We start from the raw sequence: 24011 nt of genomic DNA, 5'->3' as shown, positions 1-24011 counted from the left end.
CCCGGTCAACCCGAGGATATCCCCAGACCTCTTATCCTTTCAGAAACTTTTCCGTGGTCCGAAAATACGGACGGCGATCCCTGCCACCATCGGGCCGGCGCGCAAGAAATTCGGCGAATATGACCAAAGGATTGCCGAATACAGGCGAATTCAACCAATGGTGCCCTTGCAGCCCTGAAACGCCAGACATAGACTCTTGCAGAACAGAAAATCTGATAAGGCAGGCGCAATGCACGACCCCGTGGAATACTTCCAAAACAACCTGGTCCCGATGGTGGTTGAGCAAACCAGCCGCGGCGAGCGGGCCTATGACATTTTCTCGCGCCTCCTGAAGGAGCGGATCGTGTTTGTGAACGGTCCGGTCCATTCCGGCATGAGCCACCTGATTGTGGCCCAGTTGCTGCATCTTGAGGCTGAGAATCCCTCCAAAGAAATTTCGATGTATATCAACTCACCCGGTGGTGAAGTGACGGCGGGCATGTCGATCTACGACACGATGCAATACATCAAGCCCAAGGTGTCGACGCTGATTTGCGGCATGGCGGCCTCGATGGGGTCGGCGATTGCGATTGGCGGCGAAAAGGGGATGCGGTTCGCGCTTCCCAACGCTGAAATCATGGTGCACCAGCCGTCCGGCGGGTCGCGGGGCATGGCCTCGGACATCCTGATCTCCGCGCGGCATATCGAGCGGACGCGGGAACGTCTGTATCAACTGTATGTTAACCATTCTGGTCAAGACTACGAGACGGTCCAAAAGGCGTTGGACCGCGATTTGTGGATGACCCCTGAAGAGGCCAAGGAATGGGGCCATGTGGACGAAATCGTCGCCTCACGCGGCGGCAGCGACGCAGAATAAGGCCGCTCGGCGTCTTGTGACTTTTGCGCAGGGCCTTCGGGCCCTGTTGCTTGTAGGGGCCAGCACTCGGTCGCATCGGAATTTGCGATTGTGACCGGGGCGGTGCTGTTCTAGGCTGGCCAAAATCCGGTAAGATGACTGGTGTTTCGCGGCGATCCAGCCGCGTGAGGGCCCGGGTAAGGTGGACGATATGGCAAGTAATTCCGGCAACGATTCCAAGAACACGCTTTATTGCTCGTTCTGTGGCAAAAGCCAGCACGAGGTTCGCAAGTTGATTGCGGGCCCAACGGTGTTCATCTGTGATGAATGCGTCGAGCTGTGCATGGACATCATCCGTGAAGAGACCAAAAGCGCCGGGCTGAAAAGCGACGATGGTGTACCGTCTCCGAAAGAGATTTGCGGCGTTCTGGACGATTACGTGATCGGTCAGGCTCACGCCAAGCGGGTGCTCTCGGTGGCTGTACATAACCACTACAAGCGTTTGAATCACTCGGATAAATCCGACATCGAATTGGCGAAGTCCAACATCATGCTGATCGGCCCCACGGGCTGCGGCAAGACGCTGCTGGCGCAGACGCTGGCGCGTATTCTGGATGTGCCGTTCACCATGGCCGACGCCACGACGCTGACGGAAGCGGGTTACGTGGGCGAGGATGTGGAAAACATTATCCTCAAGCTGTTGCAGGCCTCGGAATACAATGTGGAGCGTGCGCAACGCGGGATCGTTTATATTGACGAAGTCGATAAAATTACGCGCAAGTCCGACAACCCCTCCATCACCCGCGACGTGTCGGGCGAAGGGGTGCAGCAGGCGCTGCTGAAGATCATGGAAGGCACCGTTGCTTCCGTGCCGCCGCAAGGGGGGCGCAAGCATCCGCAGCAGGAATTCCTGCAAGTGGACACGACGAACATCCTGTTCATCTGTGGCGGCGCATTCGCGGGGCTCGACAAGATTATCGCGCAGCGCGGCAAGGGCTCTGCCATGGGCTTTGGGGCCGATGTGCGGGATCCCGAGGCAAAATCCGTGGGTGAATACTTCAAGGATCTGGAGCCTGAGGATCTGCTGAAATTCGGTTTGATCCCGGAATTCGTGGGCCGTCTGCCCGTCATCGCGACGCTGGAAGACCTGGACGAAGACGCTTTGGTTACGATTCTGACCGGTCCGAAAAACGCGCTGGTGAAGCAGTATCAGCGCCTGTTCGAGCTGGAAGATGTGAAGCTGACCTTCACCGACGACGCCATGAGCGCGATCGCCAAGCGGGCGATCGCCCGGAAAACTGGCGCACGGGGCCTGCGGTCGATCATGGAAGATATTCTTCTGGAAACCATGTTCGAGATGCCCGGTTCCGAAGGGGTGGAAGAGGTTGTGGTGAACGAAGAAGCGGTGACCTCGGACACGCAGCCTTTGATGATCTATGCGGAACGCTCCAAGGAAGAGCCCGCCTCGGCGAGCTGATCTACCAGACATTTCCTAAGAATTGCCCCCGCCCAATTTGGGCGGGGGTTTCTTTTTATGGCGTGTGAGGAGGGCTGAGCCCGGATCGACAGCGCGGTGTTCAGGCTAACGCAGCCAGAGCTTTTCGCGCTTGAGGGTGTTTCTGATCTGCTGTTCGCGCCGAGGCAGGTTGGCCCGGTCAAACAGCGCCCGCGCTTTCGCCCCTTTGCCTTGGAAAATCATCCGGCGCATCGGTTCATAGGTCTTGAGCACCTTCTTGATCTTATTGGGGGCTGCCACTTCCTCCAACATATTCACCACGTCTTGGCTTTCGCGGGCATAGAGTAGGGGCAACACCCTGTAATGGCAGGAAGTTTTCCCGTCGAGCCAGCCGGGTTCCAAGGCGTCGCGGCCACCGCCGAAGGAGTGGATCACAAGGGGCAAGGCCACTTGATCCAGCCACGGGTCCAGGGTTTGACAGACCAGTTCGGCAGGTGCGTTGTGACGGATTTGGGTGGCGTATTGGGTGAAGCGGTCGCCGAATTCGTGGGGGCACTTATAGTAGAAGAAGCCTGCGTTGAAGTAGAGGTAACGGCGCCAGTACTCATCGGGGTGCGACGTGTCGAGGGACGAGGCGAAATCCAGCCCGAACATGTCGTAGAGCGATTTCCACGTCTGCGTGTAGCCGGGGCCATAAAGCTCGATTTGGGGCCATGTCCCCTCGACCCGGCGCGAGGCACTGGGTTTGGCGAAATCGAAGGGCACGTCGGTCAGATCGCCCATGATCAACGTGTCGGTATCGAAGAAAACAAAAGGCTCTCCCTTGGGCAGGGCCTTAAGCGCTTCGATCTTGTTGCCGTAAGGGTAAGCCTCGCCGAAGTGGTTGTTCTCGAACGGAATTATTTCGGCACCAAGCTCGGCCAGTGCATTGCGAACAGCATTGTCGCCCATGCGTGGATCTTTGGACCACCGAGGGCCGGGTTGGGGTTCGGCGACGAAAAGCTTGCCGGGAAAATCGGGGTTCGCGGCCCGAAAGGACGCGGCAAAGAGCACGGCTTCATATTGTAGGCGGCCGTTTTGGCCAACGATCATCACGTTGAAAGGGGTCGCGTTACGCGCCATGGAATTGTCCCGCTGCTCGGCTGGTTATTTTCCGGCAGTATAGGGCGAAAAGAGGCGGCGCGTCACGGGGTTACTGGGACGGCGTTAACCTTTTAGATGTCGCGCAGGCGGTGTCCCGAGGGATCGAACGGCGGCTCGGGCAAGACACGGGCGTTGTGGGGCTGGCCGAGGATGGCGACATGCACCGCGTCCCCCGCCTTGACGCTTCCGGCTTTGAGGTAAGCCAGCGCCAAGGACTGGCCAACGCTATAGCCATAGCCACCCGATGAGACCTGTCCAATGGCGGTGCCGTCGGGCAGAAACACAGGCTCGGCGCCCGATGCGTCAGCGGTGGTCGCCTCGATTGAGAGCAGGTGCATCGTCTCACGCGGAGCACGGTTGGCGATGTTTAACCAGCTGTCTCTGTTCAGAAATTCTTTGTCGCCCTTGATGAGGCCACCGAGACCGGATTCCTGTGGCCAATATTCCGGGGAGTAGTCGCGGCCCCATGATCCATAGCCCTTTTCCAACCGAAGAGACATCAGCGCACGGCTGCCCACGGGGCCTGCGCCCAGGTCGGCGGCGGCGTCCAGAAGGGCGGTGTAAAGGGTGATCTGGTCCGCCTCGGCGCAGTGCAATTCCCACCCCAAATCGCCGGTGAACGACACGCGGATGGCCACGCAATCCACCCCCGCGGCGCTGATCGAGGCAGAGCGGAAAAACGGGAAGGCGTCGTTCGACAGGTCCGCATTGGTGAGCCTTGCCAGTAGTTTACGCGCGTTCGGTCCGGCGACGTTGAAGCCGCAGGTGGCCTCGGTCAGGCTTTCGAAATGCGTGCCGTCGGGCAGGGGGTTCTGGTTAAAGAACCGCAAGTGATAACGTTCCGCCGCGCCGCCGCCGAGAATCCAGAACGTGTCTTCCGCCAGCTTGGTCACGGTGAAATCCCCCGCCACGCCACCGCGCTTGCCGATCAGTGGCGTCAGGCAGGACCGCCCGACAAGACGGGGCATTTTGTTGGCGAAAAGCGCGTTCAGCCAATCCTCTGCACCCGGCCCCGTGACGCGGTATTTCGCGAAGTTGGAGATGTCGATGACGCCCACGTTTTCGCGCAACATCAGGGCCTCGCGCCCCACGGCATCCCACCAGGGCTGGCGGGCGTATCCCGCGCTGTCTTCAACGGATTTATCAAAGAATGCGGGGTGTTCCCAGCCATAGTTCAAGCCAAACTTCGCGCCAAGACCGGTTTGCATGGCGTAAACCGGACGCTGTCGGACCGGGCGCCCGGCGGCGCGCTCTTCGCCCGGAAAGTGGATTTTGAAGCGATTGGCGTATTGGTCTTCGACCCGCGCTTTGGTGAAATCCTTGCCCGCCCAGTGGCCGTAGCGCGCCAGATCCCAGCCGAATAGGTCTAGTGACGGCTCGCCCTCTACCATCCATTCGGCTGCCAATCGCCCCAATCCACCGTTTTGCGAGAAGCCCGGAATGATGCCGCAGCAACAGAAATAGCCGGTGAGTTCGGGCACGGGCCCGAACAGGGCGCTGGCGTCAGGCGACCAGATCATCGGTCCGTTGATCACGCGCTTGATCCCGGCCATGCCCACGGCGGGGACACGGTCGATGGCCCGCATCATATTGGGTTCAATCCGGTCCAGATCGTCGGCGAAAAGCTCATGGCCGAAGCCTTGGGGCGTGCCATCTTCGGCCCAGAAACGCATGTCTTTCTCATAGGCACCGACCAACAGACCTTGCCCTTCCTGGCGGAGGTAATATTCCCCATCGCGGTCGGCGACGGAGGGCAGGCGACGGTCCAATGCGGCGATATCGGCGATGGTCTCGGTCACGAAATACTGGTGCTCGGTCGGGATCAGGGGCAGGTCCACGCCCGCCATCGCCGCCACCTCGCGGGCCCAAAGGCCGGCTGCGTTAACCACCCAAGGTGTGCGAATATCGCCCTTTTCGGTGCGAACGATCCACGTGCCGTCAGGTTGCGGATCGGTGCCCATGACGGGGCAAAAGCGGATGATCTCGGCGCCCCTTTGGCGCGCGCCAAGGGCGTAGGCGTTGGTCACGCCCGACGGGTCCACATTGCCGCCATCGGGTTCAAACATGATGCACCGGATGCCATCATAATCGACAAGGGGGTGCAGACGCTCGGCCTCATCGCGGCTGACCTCGTGAAAATTCATGCCATAGCGCCGTGCTTTCGCCTCTTGCAGGCGCAGTTGATGTTCGCGGTCCTGAGTCTGCGCAAGGTAGAGAGAGCCGGGTTGAAACACGCCGCAGGATTGGCCGGTCTCTTCCTCTAACTCCTTGTAAAGGTTCATGGTGTAATGCTGGAGCCGAGAGATATTGGTGCTGTCGTGCAGCCCGTGAATGTTGGCGGCTGCGTGCCAGGTGGACCCTGATGTCAGCTCGTCGCGTTCCAGAAGGACGACGTCGGTCCACCCCGCTTTAGCCAGGTGGTAGAGGATTGAACATCCGACGACGCCGCCGCCGATGACGACTGCTTGAGCATGGGTTTTCATGGCCGCTCTCCCGTTCTTTTCGCAACTCTGTCGGAGCGAAGGGGCCAATTCTGGTCCGTTGGCGACAGAAGCGTGCGCTCAAGCGTCGGTCACGCCGCTGATCAGGTTGGCTTGCATAAGCCGCTGTTGCAGCGACGCGCGCGGCGCGGCGAGCGTTTCCAGCGCCGCCAGCCGGGCGCGGTGCGTTTCCCGGGCCAGCAAGATGGCGTCGTCTGCGGTGACGGAAACAAAGCGAAGGGCGTCGCCCGCACGGTTTTGCGCAAGGCGGTCGGTGTCGGCGGACAGGACGGTGGCGATTTTCGGGTAGCCACCCGTGGTCTGGTGGTCAGCCAGCAAGACAACGGGCACGCCGTCGCCCGCCACCTGAATTGCGCCGCGCAAGATCGGCTCGGACGGGATGGAGAGAGCGTTGCCGAGGGGAAGGGCAGCCCCGTTCAAGCGTACCCCCATCCGGTCGAAAGCGTCGGTCATTTGGTAGCGGGTTGTGGTTAACGCACGCACCGCGCCGGGGGCGAAATGGTGATCCTGGGGGCCAATCACGACGCGCGGCTCGGACTGTGGGTGGGCAATTTCGGGACAATCATAGGGCCCCTCCTTGCTGGGGCGCAGGGCTGTATCGCGGACTGTGAAACTATCGCCCATGCGCACTGTGCCACCGCCAAGACCCGACAGCGTATGGGTCGCACTAGATCCAAGCCATTCATCTGCAACGATATTTCCGGCGAAAGCAAGGTAGCACCAGCTGCCCCATGCTCCGCCGCGAATCGTTAGCGTGTCGCCTTCCTGAAGGGTCAGCACCTGCCAGCCGGGGCCGGTTCGGGCGATGTCGAACGCCCCGCCCGCAACGGCGCAGGTGACCGCGCCCTCTGTGCATTCCAGCACAAGCCCGCCCAAAGACACCTCGATCGCGGTGCCTGTGGGTTGCCCCAACATGGCGTGAGCGGCGGCGAAGCTGAAGCGATCCATGGGGCCTGAGGCAGGCACGCCAAAGCGCATGACCCCCGCGCGACCAGCGTCTTGGAACGACACAAGCGGACCGGCGAAGCTCACCTTGAGCCGCGCGACACTCATGTCTGCAACCGGGCGGGTAAATCCCCACGCGCGATGCGCGTGAAGGTTACGGTATCGCCCACCTCAAACAGAAACGCACCGTTTTCGATGACTTCCACTGGAGAACGGCCGATGATGTTCCAGCCGGTCGGCATCGTTAACGGCGTTAAGATGCTCTGCGCTCCCGCAATCAGGACCGAGCCTTGGGGTACGTCACGCAGTGCCGCCGTCTTGCGTGGCACGTGTATGGGGGCCGGAAGGCCGGAAAGGTAGGCGTAGCCGGGCGCGAAACCGTACATCGAAACCCGCAAACGGGCGGTGGCGTGGGCGTCAATCACCGCGTTGATGGAAACGCCTTTGGCTTCGGCCACCGCTGTCAGATCAGGGCAAAGATCCGGGTCGTAGCAGACGGGCACGACATGGGTTTTCGCGGCGGTCTCAGAGGTCTGCCGCAAAGGGAACAGGTCACGGATCGCGGCGGCGATTGTGGCATGGTCGGTGATGATCGGATCGAACTGCACCGCAAGGTTAACGAGGGCGGGAATGACCTCTGCCACGCCCGCGATACCCGCTGCGGTAATGGCATGGTCAAGCGCGATAACCCGGTCATTGGCGGCGTCCGTTGGCTCTTCCGCGAGGGTCACAAGCAGACCGCTATCTCCGATGGGGCTGAAGCTTGGCGTTTCCCTCATGGGGTCAGGAAGCCTTTGACTTCAACGCCTTGAGCCTCAAGTCGGGTGCGGATGGTCGAGGCCATGACCACCGCGCCGGGGCTGTCGCCGTGCACGCAGATGGAGTGGGCATCCAAGGCGATGGGCGCACCGTCGATCACCGGCATGTGCCCGGTTTCCAACAGCTCCAACAACCGGTCCGCCGCAAATTCCGCGTCGTGGATCATCGCGCCTTCCTGACCGCGGGGGACGAGCTCTCCGGTCGAGAGGTAGCCGCGATCGGCGAACACTTCCGAGAACACCGGCTGGCCAGCGGCGCGGGCGGCTTGCTCGGTCTGGGTGCCGGAAATCGCGAGCACCGCAAGGCTGGGGTCGATGGCCGCGACGGCGCGGACAATCGCGTCGGCTACCTTGCGGTCGCGCGCCGAGAGGTTGGCCAAGGCGCCGTGGGCCTTCACATAGCTCACGCGGGCACCCGCCAAAGCGGCAACCCCCTGCAACGCGCCGATTTGCGCGGCGACCAACCGGGTGATTTCGGCAGGGGCCATGGGGATGACCCGGCGGCCAAAGCCTTCGCGGTCATTGTAACCGGGGTGCGCCCCAATCGAGACGCCGTTTTCCCGAGCGGAAACAAGGGTTTGAAACATGGTTTCCGGATCGCTTGCATGGCCGCCACAGGCGATATTGGCGCTGGTGACGATACTTAGCATGGTCGCGTCGTCCCCCATGGACCAGGGGCCAAAGCTCTCTCCGAGGTCGGAATTCAGGTCAATTCGGCGGGCCATGGGGCGTCCTTTGCACAGGTGTTAACCCTAACTTAGTGAACCTGTGGCCAAGGTGCGAGAGGGTTAGTCGCGCACCGCGACATCCCGGTTCTGTTGCCTGCGGCGCCGATCGCTATCGTGCGGAGCCTGCATTGCCCGAGGAACTGGCGGCTGAGGCGACCCGACGACATCTTGGGCGCAATGTCGGTCAGCGTCGGCACAAACCTTTCCGGCGCGTAACCTAAACCATTAAAATGCATTCTCAGCCGCGCCGTCGCTGGCAGGGCCGTGTCATTTACGCTAGGGCGTGTCCCATGATTGACCTTCTGATCCTTCTCGCAGCCGCCTTTGGGGCTGGCGTCTTGAACACCATCGCGGGCGGAGGCACGTTCCTGACGTTTCCGGCCCTTGTCATGGTCGGAGTGCCACCCGTGGCTGCCAACGCCACCAGCGCCGTAGCGGTCTTTCCCGGCTATTTGGCCGGTGCTTTGGGCTTCCGAGAGGAATTGGCCAGTTATAACCGTGCCCGCTTGTTACGCCTGAGCGTGGTGGCCCTCGCAGGCGCTGCGGTGGGCTCTGGTTTGTTGCTGGTGTCCTCAAACGAAGCGTTTTCGGCGGTGGTGCCGTTTCTGTTGCTCGCCTCAACCCTTGCGTTTTTATACGGCGAGAGGATCCGCGCGTTTGCCGCCGCGCGGGCGAGGGGGGTGACACCGGAAGGGGCCATCGGCCTATTCTTGGTGGCGGTCTACGGGGGCTACTTCAATGGCGGCCTCGGGATCGTCTTGCTGGCCTTGTTCGCCCTTTGGGGGATGAGAGACATTCACCGGATGAACGGGCTGAAGAACGGCCTTAGTTTTGTGATCTCTTTGATTTCCGTAGGGATTTTCGCGGCAGCAGGTCTGGTGGCGTGGCCCTACGCGATTGCGATGATGATCGCGGCGACACTGGGCGGATACGCTGGCGCCCCCTTGGCGCGGCGGCTGCCCAAGCAGGCGGTTCGCGGGTTGATCGGCCTGATCGGCTTCGGCATGAGCGGCGTCTTCCTTTGGCGGTTGATCGAGGGCGCCTGAGCTTACGCTGGAAATGTCGGAAGGCGGGCCCTTGTAACCCTTCTCTTTCCCGCTATCTCCCTCACTTGATGTTGCGTTCTATTTGTTCAGTTTAAACTGAATAAACTCTACGAAAGCAAGTTCCGGTGCAATAGGGCGCGCAAGTTGATGAAGGAGACCACCATGACCTCGGCCCCAGATCTCGGTCCGATCCGATCCGAATTCATCGAGAAGGTGGGTCTTATGGCCCAGGGAGAGGGCCTGCCGAAAACGGCGGGGCGCATGTTTGGGATGTTCATCTTCGACAACGGCACGGTGTCTTTCGGGGATTTGGCCCGACGGCTTCAGGTCAGCCGCGCCAGCGTCAGCTCCAGCGTGCGCATGCTGGAAGACAGGGGCGTTTTGAAACGGGTGTCCAAGCCCGGAGAGCGGCAAGACTACTTCCAACTGACCGCGACCCCCCATGAAAATATGTTGAAACGCACCCAGGACGGGGTGCGCCAGGCCCGAGACGAGGTGTTGGCCACCGCCAACAGTCTGCCCGACAGCTGCCCCGAAATCAAAGCGCGCATTGGCGATTTTGCAGGGCTTTATGCCGCCATTGATCGAAGCCTTGGCCTTGCCCTCGATCACCTGAATGAACCAGCGCCCGAAGCGTCCGCGAAGGAATAGAACATGACAAAATCCGCTGACAAGGGTGCCGCTGACACGGTGCCACAAACGACCCATACGGCGCCCGAAAAACCCAAGGCCTCGGACGAAAGTGCCCCCTCTGATGGCCTTGCGATGACGGAAGAACGCAGCACCTCGCCAGAGCCCACGCCGCCCGCAGGGTTGCGGTTTGACACTGACAAGGGGGCGTCCCGGTCCACATGGATCGCGGCGCTTTTGACGCTGGCGCTTGTGGGCTGGATGGGCAGCGGCTTTGTCGTCCCCTCTGAAGACCCCGAAGAGGAAGCCACCGCCCCCAACACGCCCCTTGCCGTGGCCGTGGCGGTGCAACAATCGGTGGCGCAGCCTGTCACGCTGTACTTCAACGCCGAAGGCCAAGCGCTGCCCGATCGGGATACGTTGATCCGCGCCGAAGCCTCGGGCGAGATTTCGGAACTGCTGGTCAGCATGGGCGACTACGTGGAAGAGGGCACGTTGATTGCCCGGATCAGCAGCGAGCGGGCCGAGGCGCAGTTGGTCCAGGCACAGCAGGAAGTCACCCGCACGCAGCGCGATCTGGAAAACGCGCAAACCCTGCTGGAACGTGGCGTGGCCACGGTGGACCGCGTGGAGCAGGCGCGATCTGCCTTCACCCAAGCCGCCGCACAGTTGACCGCCGCCGAAGAAGCCTTGGCCGATATGGCCATCGTCGCGCCCTTTGCGGGGCGGATCGAGGCGCTGGACATTGATACCGGAGAGTTCGTGCAAGCCGGAGCCGAGATCGGGCGCATCGTCGATAACTCGCCCCTTACTGTGTCATTCCGGGTCCCGCAACAGGCGCTCGGCAGCCTTGAAAGCGGCTTGCCGGCCAATGTGACCTTCATCACCGGAGAGACCCGGGAAGCCACTGTGACCTTCGTGGGCACCGCAGCCGCGCAATCCACGCGGACCTTTTTGGCTGAGGTTTCCTTACCTAATGAGGACGGCGCAATCGCGGCAGGTATATCGGCTGAAATCACCATCCCTACAGCGGAGGTGACGGCGCATTTCCTGTCGCCCTCCATCGTGTCGCTGTCGCCCGACGGGCAGTTGGGCATCAAGGCGGTGGACGCCGAGAACATCGTGCGTTTCTATCCGATCGAGATTGTGCGCGCAGAGATCAACGGCATCTGGGTGTCTGGCTTGCCGGACGAAATCGACCTCATCACCGTGGGCCAAGGCTACGTCAGCGATGGCGAAGAGGTGCGTCCTCAGGTTGAGGAGGCAAGCTGATGAACACGCTGATCGACGCCGCATTCTCGCGGTCGCGCGTTGTTTTGATCGCACTTTTGATGGTGCTGTCTGTGGGCGCCATTGCCTATATCTCGATCCCCAAAGAGGCGAACCCCGAAGTCCCTTTGCCGCTGTTCTATGTGCACACCGGCCTTGACGGGATCAGCCCCACGGACGCCGAGCGGCTGCTGATTGAGCCGATGGAGCAGGAATTTGCGGGCATCAGTGGCCTGCAATCCATGGAGGCTTTTGCCGCCGAAGGCTCGGCCTCGATCCAGTTGGAGTTCCAGCCCGGCGGCGACAACGACGAGGCGCTGGCCGACATTCGCGTGGCCGTCGACCGCGTTCAGGGAGAGCTTCCCGACGACGCCTACGACATATCCGTGACCGAGATTAACACCGCGCTCTTCCCGATCATCACAGCCGTCCTTTCCGGCCCTGTGCCCGAGCGCACGTTGAACACTCTGGCCGAGGAATTGCAGGAAGAAATCGAAGCCCTGACCGGCGTGCTGGAGGTCGACATCGGCGGTCAGCGCACCGAGTTCCTGGAGGTCTTGATCGACCCCACCGTGTTCCAGACCTACGATCTGTCGTTTGATGAACTGATCGGTCAGATCACCCGCAACAACCGCCTGATCGCGGCGGGGGCGATTGAAACCGGGGCAGGGCGGATCGTGCTGACCGTGCCGGGGCTGATCGAAGACCTGCAAGATGTCATGGGGATGCCAGTCTTGGTGCGCGACGGGACCGTTGTAACCTTTGGCGATGTCGCCACCGTGCGCCGCACGTTCGACGACCCCACAGGCTACGCCCGCATCGACGGGCAGCCTGCCTTGGCGCTGGAGATCACCAAGCGCTCGGGAGCTAATATCATCGAGACGGTGGCGCAAGTGCGCGCCTTGGTGGAAGAGTTGCGCGTCGATTGGCCGGAAACGGTGGAAATCGCCTACCTCAACGACCAGAGCGAACAGGTGCAAGACCTGCTGAGCGATCTGGAAGCCAACGTGATTGCAGCCGTGGCCTTGGTGATGATCGTGATCGTCTACGCCTTGGGCTTCCGCTCGGCCATCCTGGTGGGGCTGGCGATCCCCGGCGCGTTTCTGGCCGGTGTCACGGCGCTTTGGGCGATGGGCTACACGATGAATATCGTGGTGCTGTTCGCCTTGATCCTGGTGGTCGGCATGTTGGTGGACGGGGCCATCGTGACAACGGAATTGGCGGAACGGCAGCTGCAAGAGGGCGCCAGGCCCAAGCAGGCCTACGCCTCTGCCGCCAAGCGCATGGCGTGGCCGATCATCGCCTCGACCGCCACAACGCTTAGCGTGTTTTTCCCGCTGCTGTTTTGGACCGGCATGGTGGGGGAGTTCATGAAATTCCTGCCGATCACCGTGATCCTGACCCTGTCGGCATCGCTGTTCATGGCGTTGATCTTCATCCCCGTCGTGGGCGGGATCATCGGCAAGAAGCAACCGCAATCGGCGGCGGCGAAACAGGCGATGGCGGCGGCCGAAACCGAAGATCCCCGTGACATCCGCGGCCTCACCGGCGCTTACGTGCGCCTGTTGCAATGGGCGCTTCTGCGTCCCGGCGCGACGCTGTTGCTGACAATTTCCATGCTTCTGGGCAGCTTTGGCATCTACGGGCAATTCGGCAACGGCATCAGCTTCTTCCCTTCGGTGGAACCGGATGTGATGCAGGTGCAGGTACGGGCCCGCGACAACTTCTCGATCTATCAACGCGACGCATTGGTGCGGATGGTGGAAGACCGGATGCTCGACTTCGACGAAGTGGCCAGTGTCTACGCGCGCTCCACCATGAGCGCGGGGGGCGGGGATGAGGAGACAATCGGAACGATCCAGCTGGAACTGATTGATTGGGACATGCGCCGCACCGCCGAGACCCTTGGCGTGGATATCCGCGCCGCTGTAGCCGATATCCCCGGCATTGACGTGCAGGTGCAGACCGAAAGCGGCGGGCCGTCGGCCGGCAAGCCGATCAACCTGCAAATTCGCGCCAGGTCGCCGGAAGCCCAGGAAGAGGCCGTGGCCATTGTGCGCGGCATCATGGATGAGGTCGGCGGCTTCACCGATGTGACCGACACGCGCCCGCTTCCGGGGGTGGAGGTCGCGGTGATCGTGAACCGGGCCGAGGCGGCGCGGTTTGGCGCCGATGTCAGCCTTCTGGGTCAGGCGTTGCAACTGCTGACCCGCGGTATTGTGGTGGCGGATTACCGCCCCGATGACGCGGACGGCTCGCTCGATATCCGGGTGCGCTTTCCCTACGAGGAACGGTCCTTGTCCGAGCTTGGCAACCTTCAGGTGCCAACGGCCTCGGGGCTTGTGCCGATCTCCAACTTTGTCACTTTCGCCCCCACAGAGCGGGTCGGCACCATCCGCCGCCTCGACGAGCGCCGCGTTGTCACCATTGAAGCAAACGTCGCCCCCGAGGTTCTGGTGAACGATCAGGTCATCGCCCTGACCGCCGCCCTGGAGGCCGCGGAACTGCCCGCCGGGGCAGAATACACCTTTGGCGGCGAGGCCGAGGATCAGGCCGATGCGGTGACCTTCCTTATCAGTGCCTTCGTGGCCGCCATCGTGCTGATGTTCGTGATCCTCTTGACCCAATTCAACAACTTCTACCAAAGCTTCATCGTGATGAGCGCGATCATCTTTTCGGTCGCGGGGGTGTTGTTGGGGCTGGTGATTACCGGACGCCCGTTCGGCGTGGTGATGGGGGGCCTTGGCGTGATCGCCTTGGCGGGCATCGTTGTGAACAACAATATTGTCCTGATCGACACCTACAACGACCTCAAGCGTGCCGGGCAGTCCCCGCTGGAGGCCGCCTTGCGGACCGGTGCACAACGTTTGCGCCCGGTGCTGCTGACCTCGATCACCACGGCACTGGGGCTGATGCCCATGGTCATTGGCCTGAACATCAACTTCTTCACCCGCGAAATTGTTTACGGTGCGCCTTCCACGCAATGGTGGACCGAGCTTTCCAGCGCCATCGCGGGCGGGTTGATCGTGGCCACGATCCTTACCCTCGTCGTGACACCGGCGATGCTGATGCTGGGGGAAAAACGGGCCAACCGGGCCGTCCCCACAGCCAAGGCAACACCCGACCCGGTGCTGTCCTAAGGGCCCACAAATCAGCGGCGGCCATTCCATTTCAGGGCGTGGCCGCTCGCCATCGAGCCGCGAAAGCCCACCGCCCCAGAGGGCTGGCTTGCTTCAACCAATCATGTCGAGAAGTGAAATGGTGGGCGACCCTGGAATCGAACCAGGCGTGAGTCGCCTCGAGGGAGTTACAGTCCCCTGCCACACCTTGCGGCCTGTCGCCCACCGGGGCCGGATTTCTCCGGCGTGAGCGCGGAATATCGACGTCCGGCGGGGGGGTCAAGCGGGAATGCGCCTTGCGCTTGCCTCAAGTGCTGCGCAGTAAGGAGGCCACACATAAAGGCTGAGGGTATCATGGCCAAAAAACCGACTTGGGTGATTGATAAAGAACGCGGCAAACGGGCGGCGGCGGCGGAAACCATCTGGTTGTTCGGCCTTCATGCGGTGCGCGATGCCCTTGCCAACCCGGATCGGCAGGTCTTGCGCTTGGTCGTGTCCCTGAACGCGCAGGGCAAACTGGCCGATGCCATCGACGCGCGCGGGATTGAGGCAGAGATTGCCGACCCCCGCAAATTTCCGGTGCCCCTTGATGCTGGATCGGTCCATCAGGGTGCTGCGGTCGAGGTCAAACCGCTCGATTGGGGCGATTGGCGGGCTTTGGCGCGCGGCGATGGGTCCAAACGGTCGGTTGTGGTGATGCTGGACCGGGTGAGTGACCCACACAACGTGGGCGCGATTCTGCGCTCGGCCGAAGTATTCGGTGCCACAGCCGTAATCGCCCCCGCCCGCCACTCTGCGCCGGAAACCGGGGCGTTGGCCAAAACCGCTTCTGGCGCATTGGAACGGATGCCCTACGCACGCATCGGCAACCTTGGCGACGCGATGGAGGCCCTGAAGGCCGATGGCTTCTGGATGGTGGGCTTGGCAGAGGAGGGGGCCGAGCCCATCGACGCCGTCGCCACCCGCCACGCGGAAAGCAACATCGCACTGGTTCTGGGGGCCGAAGGGCCGGGCCTGCGCGAACGTACGCGCGAATTATGTGATGAACTGGCAAAAATCCCCTTTGCCCGCGACTTTGGGTCTCTCAACGTTTCCAACGCGGCGGCGGTGGCCCTTTATGCCCTGACGCGGGGGTAATGCGCCGATGCCCCATGCCACGAAGATCGCAACCTGCTGTTACTGCGGACGCAGGCGCACCCTGCGCCTGACCGCGCGGGAGGGGCATGAACTGGCCTGTGGCGCCTGCGGGGCACCGCTGCACGAGATGAAGTGGCTGAAGCCGCCCGAGGCACGGCGCGAGGGCGTGAAACGATCCCCGGAAACAATTGCCCCCCACGGCCATCGTCCGAAGGACCGGGCGGTAGAGCGGCCCAAGAAAGGGCGCAAGAAAAAGAAGAGGCGGTCGTCGATTTGGAAGAAGGCGCTGGAAGAGGCGTTTGACGTGATCGAGGACATTTTCGACTAGGCCGTTCCCGGCGCGATCACGTTTTCGTTGCCGACCTTCAAGAAACAGTTACAGGCCCCATATAGGAATCAGGCAGCGCGGGACGGAACCCTGCGCGCCCATATCTGTCCCTCGTTCCGAAACTGCGCCCGCCGGTGAGAATCCGCTGCGGGCGTCTTTTTTGTTTGGTAGAGTAGGGGCATGACGACGACTCCCTCTGATGATCTGTTGCGCCATGTGTTGCGCACCTCGCGCAGCTTTGCCTGCGTTGGCGTGTCGCCCAACCCGGTGCGGCCAAGCCATTACGTGGCGCGATACCTGAAATTGAAGGGCTTTCGCGTGGTGCCGGTGAACCCGGTCCATGTGGGAAAAGAGCTGTTTGGCGAAACCGTCGTGGCCGATCTGGCTGCGGCGGGGCCGGTGGATGTGGTGGATATTTTCCGGCGGCCCGAGCATGTGCCGGATATCGTCGATGCCGCCCTTGCGCTGCCAACGCCGCCAAATGTCATCTGGATGCAGATTGGCGTGATCCATGCAGAGGCCGCCGCCAAGGCGGAGGCAGCGGGGCTGACGGTGATCCAGGATCGTTGCCCAAAGATCGAATATCAGCGCCTGTTCGGAGAGCTGCGGATGGGTGGGTTCAACACCGGGATCATCAGCTCGAAACTGTGAGGCGCGTGGGGTCACGGGCCGTACACAGGCTGTACACACTTTGTGCATACGCAATTTTCGCACCTTTGCGGGGTGGGTCGCGTGTTTGCGTGCGCTAAGCCCCGCCTTATCGGCTGGCTTTCTCGTCGATGCCCGAGGTGCCGTGGCGGCGCGCCAGTTCATCTTCGATATCGCTAAGGGACACGTCACGGGCGGCGCACATCACCAGTAGGTGGTATAGCGCGTCGGCGGCCTCGGAGGTCAGCTTCTCCCGGTCGCCCTTCACGGCTTCGATAATCGCTTCCACGGCCTCTTCCCCGAATTTCTCGGCGCATTTCTCCGGGCCTTTGGACAGCAATTTTGCGGTCCAGGAGGTCTCTGGGTCTGCGTCCTTGCGGGCGGCAATCGTGTCGGAAAGCTGGTGCAGCGCGGTCATGGGAGCCTCACGGGGATGCCGGCGTCGGCCATGTGTTGCTTGGCCTCGGCGATTGTGTAAGTGCCGAAATGGAAGATGGAGGCCGCCAGAACGGCCGACGCGCCGCCCTCGGTCACGCCTTCGACAAGGTGGTCAAGCGTGCCAACCCCGCCCGACGCGATGACAGGCACCGGGACGGCGTCGGACACGGCACGGGTCAGCGGCAGGTTGAAGCCCGCCTTGGTGCCGTCGCGGTCCATCGAGGTCAGCAGGATTTCCCCCGCGCCATGGGCCACAACCGTTTTGGCGAATTCCACCGCGTCGATGCCCGTGGCTTTGCGGCCGCCGTGGGTAAAGATCTCCCACTTGCCGGGGGCCACCGTCTTGGCGTCAATCGCCACGACGATGCATTGAGAGCCGAACTTGTCCGCTGCCCGCGCAACACAGCTGGGATCAGCCACTGCGGCAGAATTGAAGCTGACCTTATCGGCCCCGGCCAACAGCAGATTGCGCACATCATCCACCGTGCGCACGCCGCCCCCGATGGTCAGCGGCATAAAGCACTGCTCGGCGGTGCGGGTGGCCAGATCATACATGGTGCCGCGGTTTTCGTGGGTGGCTTTGATATCAAGGAAGCAAAGCTCATCCGCGCCCGCCAAGTCGTAAGCGCGCGCCTGCTCCACCGGGTCGCCCGCGTCGATCAGGTCAACAAAGTTAACGCCCTTAACGGTTCGACCTTCGGCCACGTCGAGGCAGGGGATGATGCGTGTTTTCAACATGGGGACGTCATAGGGGATTGCAGCGCGGGGGGGAAGTCGTGTCAGGAGCCGTGGCTGTAGGGGCGTTACGGTTTGCGGCGGCGACCTACGATTTCGGCGATCGCTCCGCCCCCCAGCAAAAGCGCCCCGTAAAGCACGCCGACCGCGAGGCTTATGGCCGCGACCGTCACGACAAAATCCGCCCCGTCCGCCGAGAAGGTCGTGCATTGGCTGAAGCCATACAGCCAGTTCCCCGAACAATCGCCCATGGCAAACATCATCGCGCAGAAACAAAGTGTCAGCCAGACTGCCCAGAAAATAGCGCTGTAGCGCAAGGTACGCGCCAGCCGGAAACTGGCGCTGAACCAGGCCCACAGAAGAAACAGGCCGCAGATCAGGTACAAAGGCCCGAGGAACAGGAATGTTCCAAGGGCAGCGTCGCTCATGCCAACGCCGAGAGCGCTTCACCCAAATCAAGCGCCCCGTCATACAAGGCCCGGCCCGATATCGCACCCGCGATCACGCCCGTATCCTTCAAAGCCGTGAGGTCCGCCATGGACGAGACGCCGCCGCTGGCGATCACGGGGATCGAGGTGGCGCGTGCAAGGTCCGCGGTGGCCGCCACATTGGGCCCGCCCATGGCACCATCGCGGTCAATGTCGGTGTAGATGATGGCGGCAACGCCCGCGTCCTCGAACGCTTGCGCCAGATCGGTGACCATCACGTCGGTTTCTTCCGCCCATCCCTTGGTCGCTACGCGGCCCTTGCGCGCGTCGATGCCCACGGCGACCTTACCGGGGAAGGCGCGGGCGGCCTCGCGCACCAGATCGGGGTTTTCAACGGCGACGGTGCCGAGGATCACGCGGGCGATGCCCTTGTCCAACCACATCTCGATCGTGGCCATGTCGCGGATGCCGCCGCCCAATTGCGTGGGCACCGAGGTGGCCGCCAAGATCGCCTCGACCGCGGCACCGTTCACCGGCTCTCCCGCGAAAGCGCCGTTCAGGTCCACCAGATGCAACCATTGGCAGCCCGCATCCTGGAACGCCCGGGCCTGGGCGGCGGGATCGGTGTTGAAGACTGTCGCCTCCGACATCTCGCCACGCAATAGCCGCACGGTATTGCCGTCTTTAAGGTCGATGGCGGGGTAGAGGATCATCGGGCGCATCCTTCGGTCTGCAAGGTTTCGCGGGTTTTCCCCCATGTGCCGCGTCAGCGCAAGGGCCAGCCGCCGCCACGTCACTCTTGCCAGAAGGGGGCAATTTTAGCCACGGTCTGACCAGAGAGATTTGGGAGGATCATCACATGAAAAAGTATCTTTTGGCCGCTTGCTTGGCCACATTCGGCATGACCGGCGCGGCCCTTGCGGATGCGGCCCACGGCGTTTGGCAAACCGAGGTCGACGACGGCTCGTACGCGTATGTTACGATTTCCGGTTGCGGCGCGGCGGTTTGCGGCACCATCAGCCGTACATTCAATTCCAGCGGCGAATACCAGTCCCCGAACCTTGGACGTCAGATCGTGATCGACATGGTTCCTAACGGCGACGGCACCTACGAGGGCTCGGTCTGGCGCCCATCCAACAACCGCGTCTACATCGGCCGGATGAGCCTGAGCGGCAACGCCCTTACCCTGCGTGGCTGTGTGGCCGGCGGCTTGATCTGCGCCCGCCAAAACTGGACCCGCGTGCAATAAGCATCTGAGGTTTCAAGAAAAAAGGGCGGTCCCGAGGGGCCGCCCTTTGTCGTTCAATACCTGCGAAGGGGCGCGGCTTAGCTGCCGTAGGGTTGCCAACGCGACAGGCGGATGGTCGAGGCACGGGTGCCCGCCGGGGCGTTCATCGCGCGACGCACCTGAGAGGAAGAGGCACACGACAGAACGTGGCCGCCGTTGGTTGTCCGGGCGCTGACGCACAGACCGTCGCGGCCATTGTCCACTTCGCCGGAATAGATTGGGTAACCTTGGCCAAACGGCGTGGGGTTCGGGCCGGGCACAAGGCGGCAAACGGTGCGCACGCCCGCGTTGTCACGCGAATGCTGGGTCAGGGCCATGATCTGACCGTAGGCGACGGGAACTTCCAGTTCCAGATCAAAGACATAGTTGCCGGTGAAGCAATTGGCAGCTGTGTAGTTCTCTGGATAGATAACGGTTGTGGTGGGCGTACAGGCCGACAGGCCGACAAGGGCCAGAACGGCTAAGGCAAAACGGATCAAAGGAAGCTCCTGAGGTTGATGAATCACGTATCTGTGAAGGCTAACCTCTTGGCGCGAAAGGCGACACCCGCAAAGCGCGGCAGTGGTAGCCATATTGGCGGCGCTGTCACTGGGTAGCTGCCTGAAAGGACAGGTGCGCCGCGCGAGGTCGCACGATCGTAGGCGTGCCCGATCAGGGCCGCCACGCCAGGAAGTTGGCAATCATGCGAAGCCCGGCGGATTGGCTTTTTTCGGGGTGGAACTGCATACCCACCATCGTATCGCGGCCCACAATGGCCGTAACAGGCCCGCCATAATCCACATGGGCCAAGACATGCCCTTCATGGGTCGGTTGCATCGCGTAGGAGTGGACGAAATAGGCGTGATCACCGGTTTTCACGCCCTCCAGCACCGGGTGGGGGCGGTCGATTACCAGATCGTTCCACCCCATATGCGGCACCTTCAGGGACGGGTCCGAGGGCGCGATTTCTGTCACCTCGCCGGGGATCCAGTCGAAGCCGGCGGTGTCTTCATACTCGCGCCCCCAACTGGTCATCATCTGCATACCGACACAGATACCAAGGAAGGGTTTCCCTTTGACCTCAACGGCTTCCAGCAGGGCTTCCTCTAGCCCGGCGAACAGCTTCAACCCGTTGCGGCAGGCCGGAAAAGCGCCGTCGCCGGGCAGAACGATCCGGTCGGCACGGGCCACGACGTCGGGATCAGACGAGACCACAAGCGGGCCCGCGTCGGTTTCCCGCGCCATGCGCTGAAACGCTTTCTCGGCAGAGTGCAGATTGCCCGCGTCGTAATCAATCAGGACCGTTGTCATAGGGGTGCTTCCCGTATCTGGAGGGCGCCGATTGGCCCCGTTTCCAAGGTCAACCGCAGCGCGTGTGCCTTAAAGGCTGCCCTTGGTCGAAGGAATGGCATCGGCCTTGCGTGGATCAACCTCTAGCGCGTCGCGCAGGGACCGGGCCACGGATTTGAACGCCGCCTCGGCGATGTGGTGGCTGTTGAAACCCGCCGCTTGGGCAATGTGCAACGTGATGCCGCCGTGGGTGGCGAAGGCCTGGAAAAATTCGCGCACCAGCTCTGTATCGAACGTGCCGATCTTCTGGGTTGGCATCTCTACCTCCCAGACCAAGAACGGCCGCCCCGACAGGTCCAGCGCGCAAGAGACGCGGGCGTCGTCCATCGGCAGAACGCATTCGCCGTAACGCTTGATGCCACGCTTGTCGCCCATCGCCTGCGTCAGAGCCTGCCCCAGCGCGATGCCCACATCTTCGACCGAGTGGTGATCGTCGATGTGCAAATCGCCCGAGCACCGAACTGTCATGTCGATCAGCGCGTGGCGGGCCAGTTGGTCGAGCATATGGTCAAAAAAGCCCACGCCGGTCTGGTTGTCGTAGGTGCCCGCGCCATCGAGGTTAATCTCGACAGAGATGTCCGTCTCGGCGGTTTTGCGGGTGATCTGGGCTGTGCGCATTGGGCCTCTCCTATCGTCGCCCACGGGCTTGGCCCGCGGCGCTGTGTCGAGGCTGTGTATAGGGGGCAGCTGGGGCCCTGGGAAGGCCGGATTGGGGCAGGGGGCGGCGCCGTGGCAGCCTTGCACAGATTGCCGATGCGATAGGGAAATCGGCCAAGACCCGGAAACGACGAAGGGCCGCCGGTTAAGGCGACCCTGTCGATAAACCACTGGGGTAGAAGTGGTTCAAATTGGAGCGGGCGAGGCGATTCGAACGCCCGACCCTAACCTTGGCAAGGTTATGCTCTACCCCTGAGCTACGCCCGCTCACTTGAATGAGCGCTTCCTAATAAGAGTTCACGCAGGGTGCAAGAGGGAAATTCCATCCTTTTCACAAACCTGTGGATTGGACCAAGATAATCGCGCAAGATCATATTGTTTTAACCGCTTGATTGGCGCTCATTTCGGGGGGCTGAAGGCGGTATACTCACTTGGAGACCGTATATGAAATTCACCAGACCCCTTAAATTTAACACCTTGTCGGCAGCGATCCTTGCGGGGCTTATGGCCATGCCTGCCACCGATGCCGCAGCCCAGACAGAAGCCCTGACCCTGACGAGCATGACGGTGACGCGCCACGATATTTTGCGCAACATTGATACCGAGATGGCCTCACCCTGCTGTGCGCAGCACACGTACGAATCTGGGGCGGACAGTGATTTCATTTATCTCGATGTGGATTTCTCGGTTGCCTGGAGCGACGAGCTGGAACGCATCCAGATTTCTTCGAGCGATATCGAATTGCAGCTCGACAACGAGACCGAAGGGCGCAGGGCTTGGGGCCGGGTGGATTTCTTCCCCAACGTCCAGCGCGGCGGCAGCAGCCTGTCCGCACGGCGCCCCCGCGACTTCCCCGATGAGACCGCAGGCGCCTATCTGAACCTTGTGTTCACCGTACCCGCCGATGCCACCACGGCCACTTTGGTGATCGGAGAGGGCACCGATGCCCTGCGTTTGCCGGTTGATCTGGCCGTAGAGACCACGGAAATGCCCGCCGCGGCCAGCTTTTACGACATCAAGGTCGTCAACATCTCCACAACGCCAGAATTGGTGACCGAGGACCGGGTGAGCCGCAACACGATCGACGGGCGCATCGTGCCGGGTCTTGGGGTGATTACTCGGGTCGAGATCGAAATGACGCCATTTGTCGGCGCCGACACCGATAACGAACCCGGAGAGAATCAGGTCTTCAACCGCAACACCGCCTTTGCCTTGGTCGGGCCGGAGGGCTTGCCGCTGATCAGCTTGGGCCGGTCCACCAGCGGATCAATCCGTAACGGTTTCAGCAACTCGATCAGCTGGGACGGCGATGGGGCGGGGCCGACGACGACCCTGACGATGTTCTACCTCGGATCCGGCGCGCCGGGGGAATATCAGCTTTATTTCTACGATACCCACGTCGCAGATGTGACGTTGCAATAGCTTAGCGCCACGCAAGCGAAGGCCCGGATGACCGAGAGGGTGATCCGGGCCTTTTTCGTTTCGGGATCAGTACGAAAGCACGGTGCCATCCGACAGCGCGAAGTCTTCCGTGTGCACCACCACCGTGTCTTTCAGCGCCAAGAGAATGCCATAGGCGCCCGGCTCATCAACGCTGTCGGCGAAGGTGCCTTGGCCCAGGATCATCGGGATCTGGTGGCAGGGGCTTTTCAGGATCGTGAGCGGCAAGCCACCGCCCGCAGGGTTCGAGGCGCTGGCGTGGATGGTGCGGTGAATATGGCCGCAAATCAGGTGTCTTACGTGAGGGGCGCTGTGAAGGCGGCTGAGAAGGGCGTCGGAATTGGCCAGCCCGATCGCGTCCATCGCCCAGAACCCCACGGGGCAGGGCGGGTGGTGGGTGAAAACCACGACGTCCTTCCCGTCGGCCGCGGCACGGGCCAGCTCCGTATCCAGCCACGCCAGCCGCACCGGGCAAAGCCAGCCGTCCTGTTCCAGGGGCGCGCGGTTCTCGTAATCATGGGTGTCGAGGATCAGCAGGCGAAGGGGCCCGAGGTCCAGCGCGTGCTGGGCGAAGCCATCGGCGTTGAGACCATCGGGGAAAGCGGCAGTGAGATGTTGGCGCAGGTCATGGTTGCCCATGGTGACGGTCACGGGGATCGGACAATCGGCGAGAGCGGGGGCGAGGCGAGCGTATTCGGCGGGGTCGCCGGTGTTGGTGAGGTCGCCCAGAAGTATGATGTGTTGCGCATCGGGGTGGCGGGCGAGGGCGTGGGTGAGGCCTTGGGTAAAGCGCGCCAGAGGATCGAGGCCGATGATCGTTTCACCGGGAGGGGTGATGTGGAGATCGGTAAAGATCAGCGCTTTGTCGAAGGGGCTATTCATGGAGAGAGGGTGGCGGAAGCTTGGTGTTTGGGCAAGGGGAAGAGTTGAGGGACACAGGCGAAGACGGGGGTGCGGCGTCTGGGTCAGGCGGAGGGATTGAGTTGTATTGGCCAAGATGAAGGAGGAGCGTGGCGCGCCGAAACGGGGGGAGGCTTATGAGGCAGGCCAGGAAAAAGCGCCAGGGCGGGAGGCCACGGCGCTTTGAGGGGCA

Annotated in this window: 24 protein-coding genes and 2 tRNA genes; 11 read left to right on the top strand and 15 right to left on the bottom strand. The window is 62.0% G+C overall.

Translation table 11 applies throughout. The features are described from left to right. The first annotated feature begins 229 nt into the window (after positions 1-229). Both AADW23_RS16150 and clpX read left to right on the top strand, forming a co-directional pair. A complete protein-coding gene (locus AADW23_RS16150; protein WP_341861968.1) occupies positions 230-856 on the top strand; it encodes an ATP-dependent Clp protease proteolytic subunit in 627 nt (208 codons plus the stop codon). A gap of 190 nt (positions 857-1046) precedes the next feature. Continuing rightward, complete coding sequence (gene clpX, locus AADW23_RS16145) at positions 1047-2312, top strand: ATP-dependent Clp protease ATP-binding subunit ClpX (protein ID WP_341861967.1); 1266 nt, start codon at positions 1047-1049, stop codon at positions 2310-2312. Between the two features lie 105 nt (positions 2313-2417). Here the strand turns inward: clpX and AADW23_RS16140 are convergent, their stop codons facing one another. The 5 genes from AADW23_RS16140 to AADW23_RS16120 form a co-directional block, all read right to left on the bottom strand. Beyond that, a complete protein-coding gene (locus AADW23_RS16140) occupies positions 2418-3413 on the bottom strand; it encodes a hypothetical protein (RefSeq protein ID WP_341861966.1) in 996 nt (331 codons plus the stop codon). 92 nt (positions 3414-3505) lie between these two features. Then, positions 3506-5917, bottom strand: coding sequence for an FAD-dependent oxidoreductase (locus AADW23_RS16135; protein ID WP_341861965.1), 2412 nt, complete (start codon positions 5915-5917; stop codon positions 3506-3508). A 78-nt stretch (positions 5918-5995) separates the two neighbouring features. Next, entirely contained in the window at positions 5996-6988 is a 993-nt protein-coding gene (locus tag AADW23_RS16130; RefSeq protein WP_341861964.1) for a biotin-dependent carboxyltransferase family protein, read from the bottom strand. Continuing rightward, entirely contained in the window at positions 6985-7659 is a 675-nt protein-coding gene (locus tag AADW23_RS16125) for an allophanate hydrolase subunit 1 (RefSeq protein ID WP_341861963.1), read from the bottom strand. The genes AADW23_RS16130 and AADW23_RS16125 overlap by 4 nt, the downstream gene beginning before the upstream one ends. After that, on the bottom strand, positions 7656-8423 hold the full coding sequence (locus tag AADW23_RS16120; protein ID WP_341861962.1) for a 5-oxoprolinase subunit PxpA: 768 nt from the start codon (positions 8421-8423) through the stop codon (positions 7656-7658). Before AADW23_RS16120 ends, AADW23_RS16125 begins: the two co-directional genes overlap by 4 nt. 293 nt (positions 8424-8716) lie before the next feature. Here AADW23_RS16120 and AADW23_RS16115 point away from each other — a divergent pair, with 293 nt between their 5' ends. The 4 genes from AADW23_RS16115 to AADW23_RS16100 all read left to right on the top strand — a co-directional run bounded on the left by AADW23_RS16115 (position 8717) and on the right by AADW23_RS16100 (position 14511). Next, positions 8717-9472: a sulfite exporter TauE/SafE family protein gene (locus tag AADW23_RS16115; protein WP_341861961.1), complete on the top strand. Its 756-nt coding sequence runs from the start codon at positions 8717-8719 to the stop codon at positions 9470-9472. A gap of 162 nt (positions 9473-9634) precedes the next feature. Then, positions 9635-10123, top strand: coding sequence for a MarR family transcriptional regulator (locus tag AADW23_RS16110; RefSeq protein WP_341861960.1), 489 nt, complete (start codon positions 9635-9637; stop codon positions 10121-10123). A 3-nt stretch (positions 10124-10126) separates the two neighbouring features. After that, positions 10127-11374, top strand: coding sequence for an efflux RND transporter periplasmic adaptor subunit (locus AADW23_RS16105; RefSeq protein ID WP_341861959.1), 1248 nt, complete (start codon positions 10127-10129; stop codon positions 11372-11374). Beyond that, positions 11374-14511 (top strand): efflux RND transporter permease subunit, encoded by a 3138-nt coding sequence (locus tag AADW23_RS16100; protein WP_341861958.1) that lies wholly within the window; start codon positions 11374-11376, stop codon positions 14509-14511. Before AADW23_RS16105 ends, AADW23_RS16100 begins: the two co-directional genes overlap by 1 nt. A 119-nt stretch (positions 14512-14630) precedes the next feature. Here the strand turns inward: AADW23_RS16100 and AADW23_RS16095 are convergent. Continuing rightward, positions 14631-14714 (bottom strand) — tRNA-Tyr (locus AADW23_RS16095). Positions 14715-14844: 130 nt separating this feature from the next. On the opposite strand from AADW23_RS16095, the gene rlmB reads away from it, so the two are divergent. From rlmB to AADW23_RS16080, 3 genes are all read left to right on the top strand, one after another. Next, positions 14845-15627 carry a 23S rRNA (guanosine(2251)-2'-O)-methyltransferase RlmB gene (gene rlmB, locus AADW23_RS16090; protein ID WP_341861957.1) on the top strand — a complete coding sequence of 261 codons (783 nt, stop codon included), beginning with the start codon at positions 14845-14847 and terminating at the stop codon, positions 15625-15627. Between the two features lie 7 nt (positions 15628-15634). After that, entirely contained in the window at positions 15635-15955 is a 321-nt protein-coding gene (locus tag AADW23_RS16085) for a hypothetical protein (RefSeq protein ID WP_341861956.1), read from the top strand. 180 nt (positions 15956-16135) lie between these two features. Then, a complete protein-coding gene (locus tag AADW23_RS16080; RefSeq protein WP_341861955.1) occupies positions 16136-16606 on the top strand; it encodes a CoA-binding protein in 471 nt (156 codons plus the stop codon). A 106-nt stretch (positions 16607-16712) separates the two neighbouring features. Here AADW23_RS16080 and AADW23_RS16075 read toward each other — a convergent pair whose 3' ends face one another. The 4 genes from AADW23_RS16075 to hisA form a co-directional block, all read right to left on the bottom strand. Beyond that, positions 16713-17021 carry a phosphoribosyl-ATP diphosphatase gene (locus tag AADW23_RS16075; RefSeq protein WP_341861954.1) on the bottom strand — a complete coding sequence of 103 codons (309 nt, stop codon included), beginning with the start codon at positions 17019-17021 and terminating at the stop codon, positions 16713-16715. Continuing rightward, positions 17018-17779, bottom strand: coding sequence for an imidazole glycerol phosphate synthase subunit HisF (gene hisF, locus AADW23_RS16070; RefSeq protein WP_341861953.1), 762 nt, complete (start codon positions 17777-17779; stop codon positions 17018-17020). The genes AADW23_RS16075 and hisF overlap by 4 nt, the downstream gene beginning before the upstream one ends. A 65-nt stretch (positions 17780-17844) precedes the next feature. After that, positions 17845-18204 carry a hypothetical protein gene (locus tag AADW23_RS16065; protein WP_341861952.1) on the bottom strand — a complete coding sequence of 120 codons (360 nt, stop codon included), beginning with the start codon at positions 18202-18204 and terminating at the stop codon, positions 17845-17847. Continuing rightward, complete coding sequence (hisA, locus tag AADW23_RS16060; RefSeq protein ID WP_341861951.1) at positions 18201-18917, bottom strand: 1-(5-phosphoribosyl)-5-[(5-phosphoribosylamino)methylideneamino]imidazole-4-carboxamide isomerase; 717 nt, start codon at positions 18915-18917, stop codon at positions 18201-18203. Before hisA ends, AADW23_RS16065 begins: the two co-directional genes overlap by 4 nt. A 146-nt stretch (positions 18918-19063) precedes the next feature. On the opposite strand from hisA, the gene AADW23_RS16055 reads away from it, so the two are divergent. Beyond that, positions 19064-19453, top strand: a complete 390-nt coding sequence (locus AADW23_RS16055) for a DUF2147 domain-containing protein (protein ID WP_341861950.1) — start codon at positions 19064-19066, stop codon at positions 19451-19453. Positions 19454-19530: 77 nt separating this feature from the next. Here the strand turns inward: AADW23_RS16055 and AADW23_RS16050 are convergent, their stop codons facing one another. The 4 genes from AADW23_RS16050 to AADW23_RS16035 all read right to left on the bottom strand — a co-directional run bounded on the left by AADW23_RS16050 (position 19531) and on the right by AADW23_RS16035 (position 21745). Beyond that, positions 19531-19971: a hypothetical protein gene (locus AADW23_RS16050; protein ID WP_341861949.1), complete on the bottom strand. Its 441-nt coding sequence runs from the start codon at positions 19969-19971 to the stop codon at positions 19531-19533. A 172-nt stretch (positions 19972-20143) separates the two neighbouring features. After that, positions 20144-20782 (bottom strand): imidazole glycerol phosphate synthase subunit HisH, encoded by a 639-nt coding sequence (gene hisH, locus AADW23_RS16045; protein WP_341861948.1) that lies wholly within the window; start codon positions 20780-20782, stop codon positions 20144-20146. A 69-nt stretch (positions 20783-20851) separates the two neighbouring features. Further along, positions 20852-21439: an imidazoleglycerol-phosphate dehydratase HisB gene (hisB, locus tag AADW23_RS16040; protein ID WP_341861947.1), complete on the bottom strand. Its 588-nt coding sequence runs from the start codon at positions 21437-21439 to the stop codon at positions 20852-20854. Between the two features lie 231 nt (positions 21440-21670). Beyond that, positions 21671-21745: transfer RNA gene (locus AADW23_RS16035), tRNA-Gly, on the bottom strand. Positions 21746-21922: 177 nt separating this feature from the next. Between AADW23_RS16035 and AADW23_RS16030 the strand changes: the two genes are divergently transcribed. Beyond that, on the top strand, positions 21923-22900 hold the full coding sequence (locus AADW23_RS16030; protein ID WP_341861946.1) for a hypothetical protein: 978 nt from the start codon (positions 21923-21925) through the stop codon (positions 22898-22900). Positions 22901-22966: 66 nt separating this feature from the next. Here the strand turns inward: AADW23_RS16030 and AADW23_RS16025 are convergent, their stop codons facing one another. Continuing rightward, on the bottom strand, positions 22967-23800 hold the full coding sequence (locus AADW23_RS16025) for a metallophosphoesterase (protein WP_341861945.1): 834 nt from the start codon (positions 23798-23800) through the stop codon (positions 22967-22969). Positions 23801-24011: the final 211 nt, after the last annotated feature.

The organism is Gymnodinialimonas sp. 57CJ19, from assembly GCF_038396845.1.
GTDB lineage: Bacteria > Pseudomonadota > Alphaproteobacteria > Rhodobacterales > Rhodobacteraceae > Gymnodinialimonas.
Note: the sequence above shows the minus strand (reverse complement) of the source record. Positions and strands in the feature narration are given on the sequence as shown.

Bases quoted from the DNA above. Each gene is read 5' to 3' on its own strand.
- AADW23_RS16065 (WP_341861952.1), bottom strand. From the start codon at position 18,204: ATGAGCGACGCTGCCCTTGGAACATTCCTGTTCCTCGGGCCTTTGTAC.
- AADW23_RS16110 (WP_341861960.1), top strand. From the start codon at position 9,635: ATGACCTCGGCCCCAGATCTCGGTCCGATCCGATCCGAATTCATCGAG.
- AADW23_RS16025 (WP_341861945.1), bottom strand. From the start codon at position 23,800: ATGAATAGCCCCTTCGACAAAGCGCTGATCTTTACCGATCTCCACATC.
- AADW23_RS16130 (WP_341861964.1), bottom strand. From the start codon at position 6,988: ATGAGTGTCGCGCGGCTCAAGGTGAGCTTCGCCGGTCCGCTTGTGTCG.
- hisF (WP_341861953.1), bottom strand. From the start codon at position 17,779: ATGTTGAAAACACGCATCATCCCCTGCCTCGACGTGGCCGAAGGTCGA.
- AADW23_RS16055 (WP_341861950.1), top strand. From the start codon at position 19,064: ATGAAAAAGTATCTTTTGGCCGCTTGCTTGGCCACATTCGGCATGACC.
- AADW23_RS16120 (WP_341861962.1), bottom strand. From the start codon at position 8,423: ATGGCCCGCCGAATTGACCTGAATTCCGACCTCGGAGAGAGCTTTGGC.
- hisA (WP_341861951.1), bottom strand. From the start codon at position 18,917: ATGATCCTCTACCCCGCCATCGACCTTAAAGACGGCAATACCGTGCGG.
- AADW23_RS16085 (WP_341861956.1), top strand. From the start codon at position 15,635: ATGCCCCATGCCACGAAGATCGCAACCTGCTGTTACTGCGGACGCAGG.
- AADW23_RS16125 (WP_341861963.1), bottom strand. From the start codon at position 7,659: ATGAGGGAAACGCCAAGCTTCAGCCCCATCGGAGATAGCGGTCTGCTT.
- hisB (WP_341861947.1), bottom strand. From the start codon at position 21,439: ATGCGCACAGCCCAGATCACCCGCAAAACCGCCGAGACGGACATCTCT.
- AADW23_RS16100 (WP_341861958.1), top strand. From the start codon at position 11,374: ATGAACACGCTGATCGACGCCGCATTCTCGCGGTCGCGCGTTGTTTTG.
- rlmB (WP_341861957.1), top strand. From the start codon at position 14,845: ATGGCCAAAAAACCGACTTGGGTGATTGATAAAGAACGCGGCAAACGG.
- hisH (WP_341861948.1), bottom strand. From the start codon at position 20,782: ATGACAACGGTCCTGATTGATTACGACGCGGGCAATCTGCACTCTGCC.
- AADW23_RS16135 (WP_341861965.1), bottom strand. From the start codon at position 5,917: ATGAAAACCCATGCTCAAGCAGTCGTCATCGGCGGCGGCGTCGTCGGA.
- AADW23_RS16030 (WP_341861946.1), top strand. From the start codon at position 21,923: ATGAAATTCACCAGACCCCTTAAATTTAACACCTTGTCGGCAGCGATC.
- clpX (WP_341861967.1), top strand. From the start codon at position 1,047: ATGGCAAGTAATTCCGGCAACGATTCCAAGAACACGCTTTATTGCTCG.
- AADW23_RS16080 (WP_341861955.1), top strand. From the start codon at position 16,136: ATGACGACGACTCCCTCTGATGATCTGTTGCGCCATGTGTTGCGCACC.
- AADW23_RS16075 (WP_341861954.1), bottom strand. From the start codon at position 17,021: ATGACCGCGCTGCACCAGCTTTCCGACACGATTGCCGCCCGCAAGGAC.
- AADW23_RS16105 (WP_341861959.1), top strand. From the start codon at position 10,127: ATGACAAAATCCGCTGACAAGGGTGCCGCTGACACGGTGCCACAAACG.
- AADW23_RS16150 (WP_341861968.1), top strand. From the start codon at position 230: ATGCACGACCCCGTGGAATACTTCCAAAACAACCTGGTCCCGATGGTG.
- AADW23_RS16115 (WP_341861961.1), top strand. From the start codon at position 8,717: ATGATTGACCTTCTGATCCTTCTCGCAGCCGCCTTTGGGGCTGGCGTC.
- AADW23_RS16140 (WP_341861966.1), bottom strand. From the start codon at position 3,413: ATGGCGCGTAACGCGACCCCTTTCAACGTGATGATCGTTGGCCAAAAC.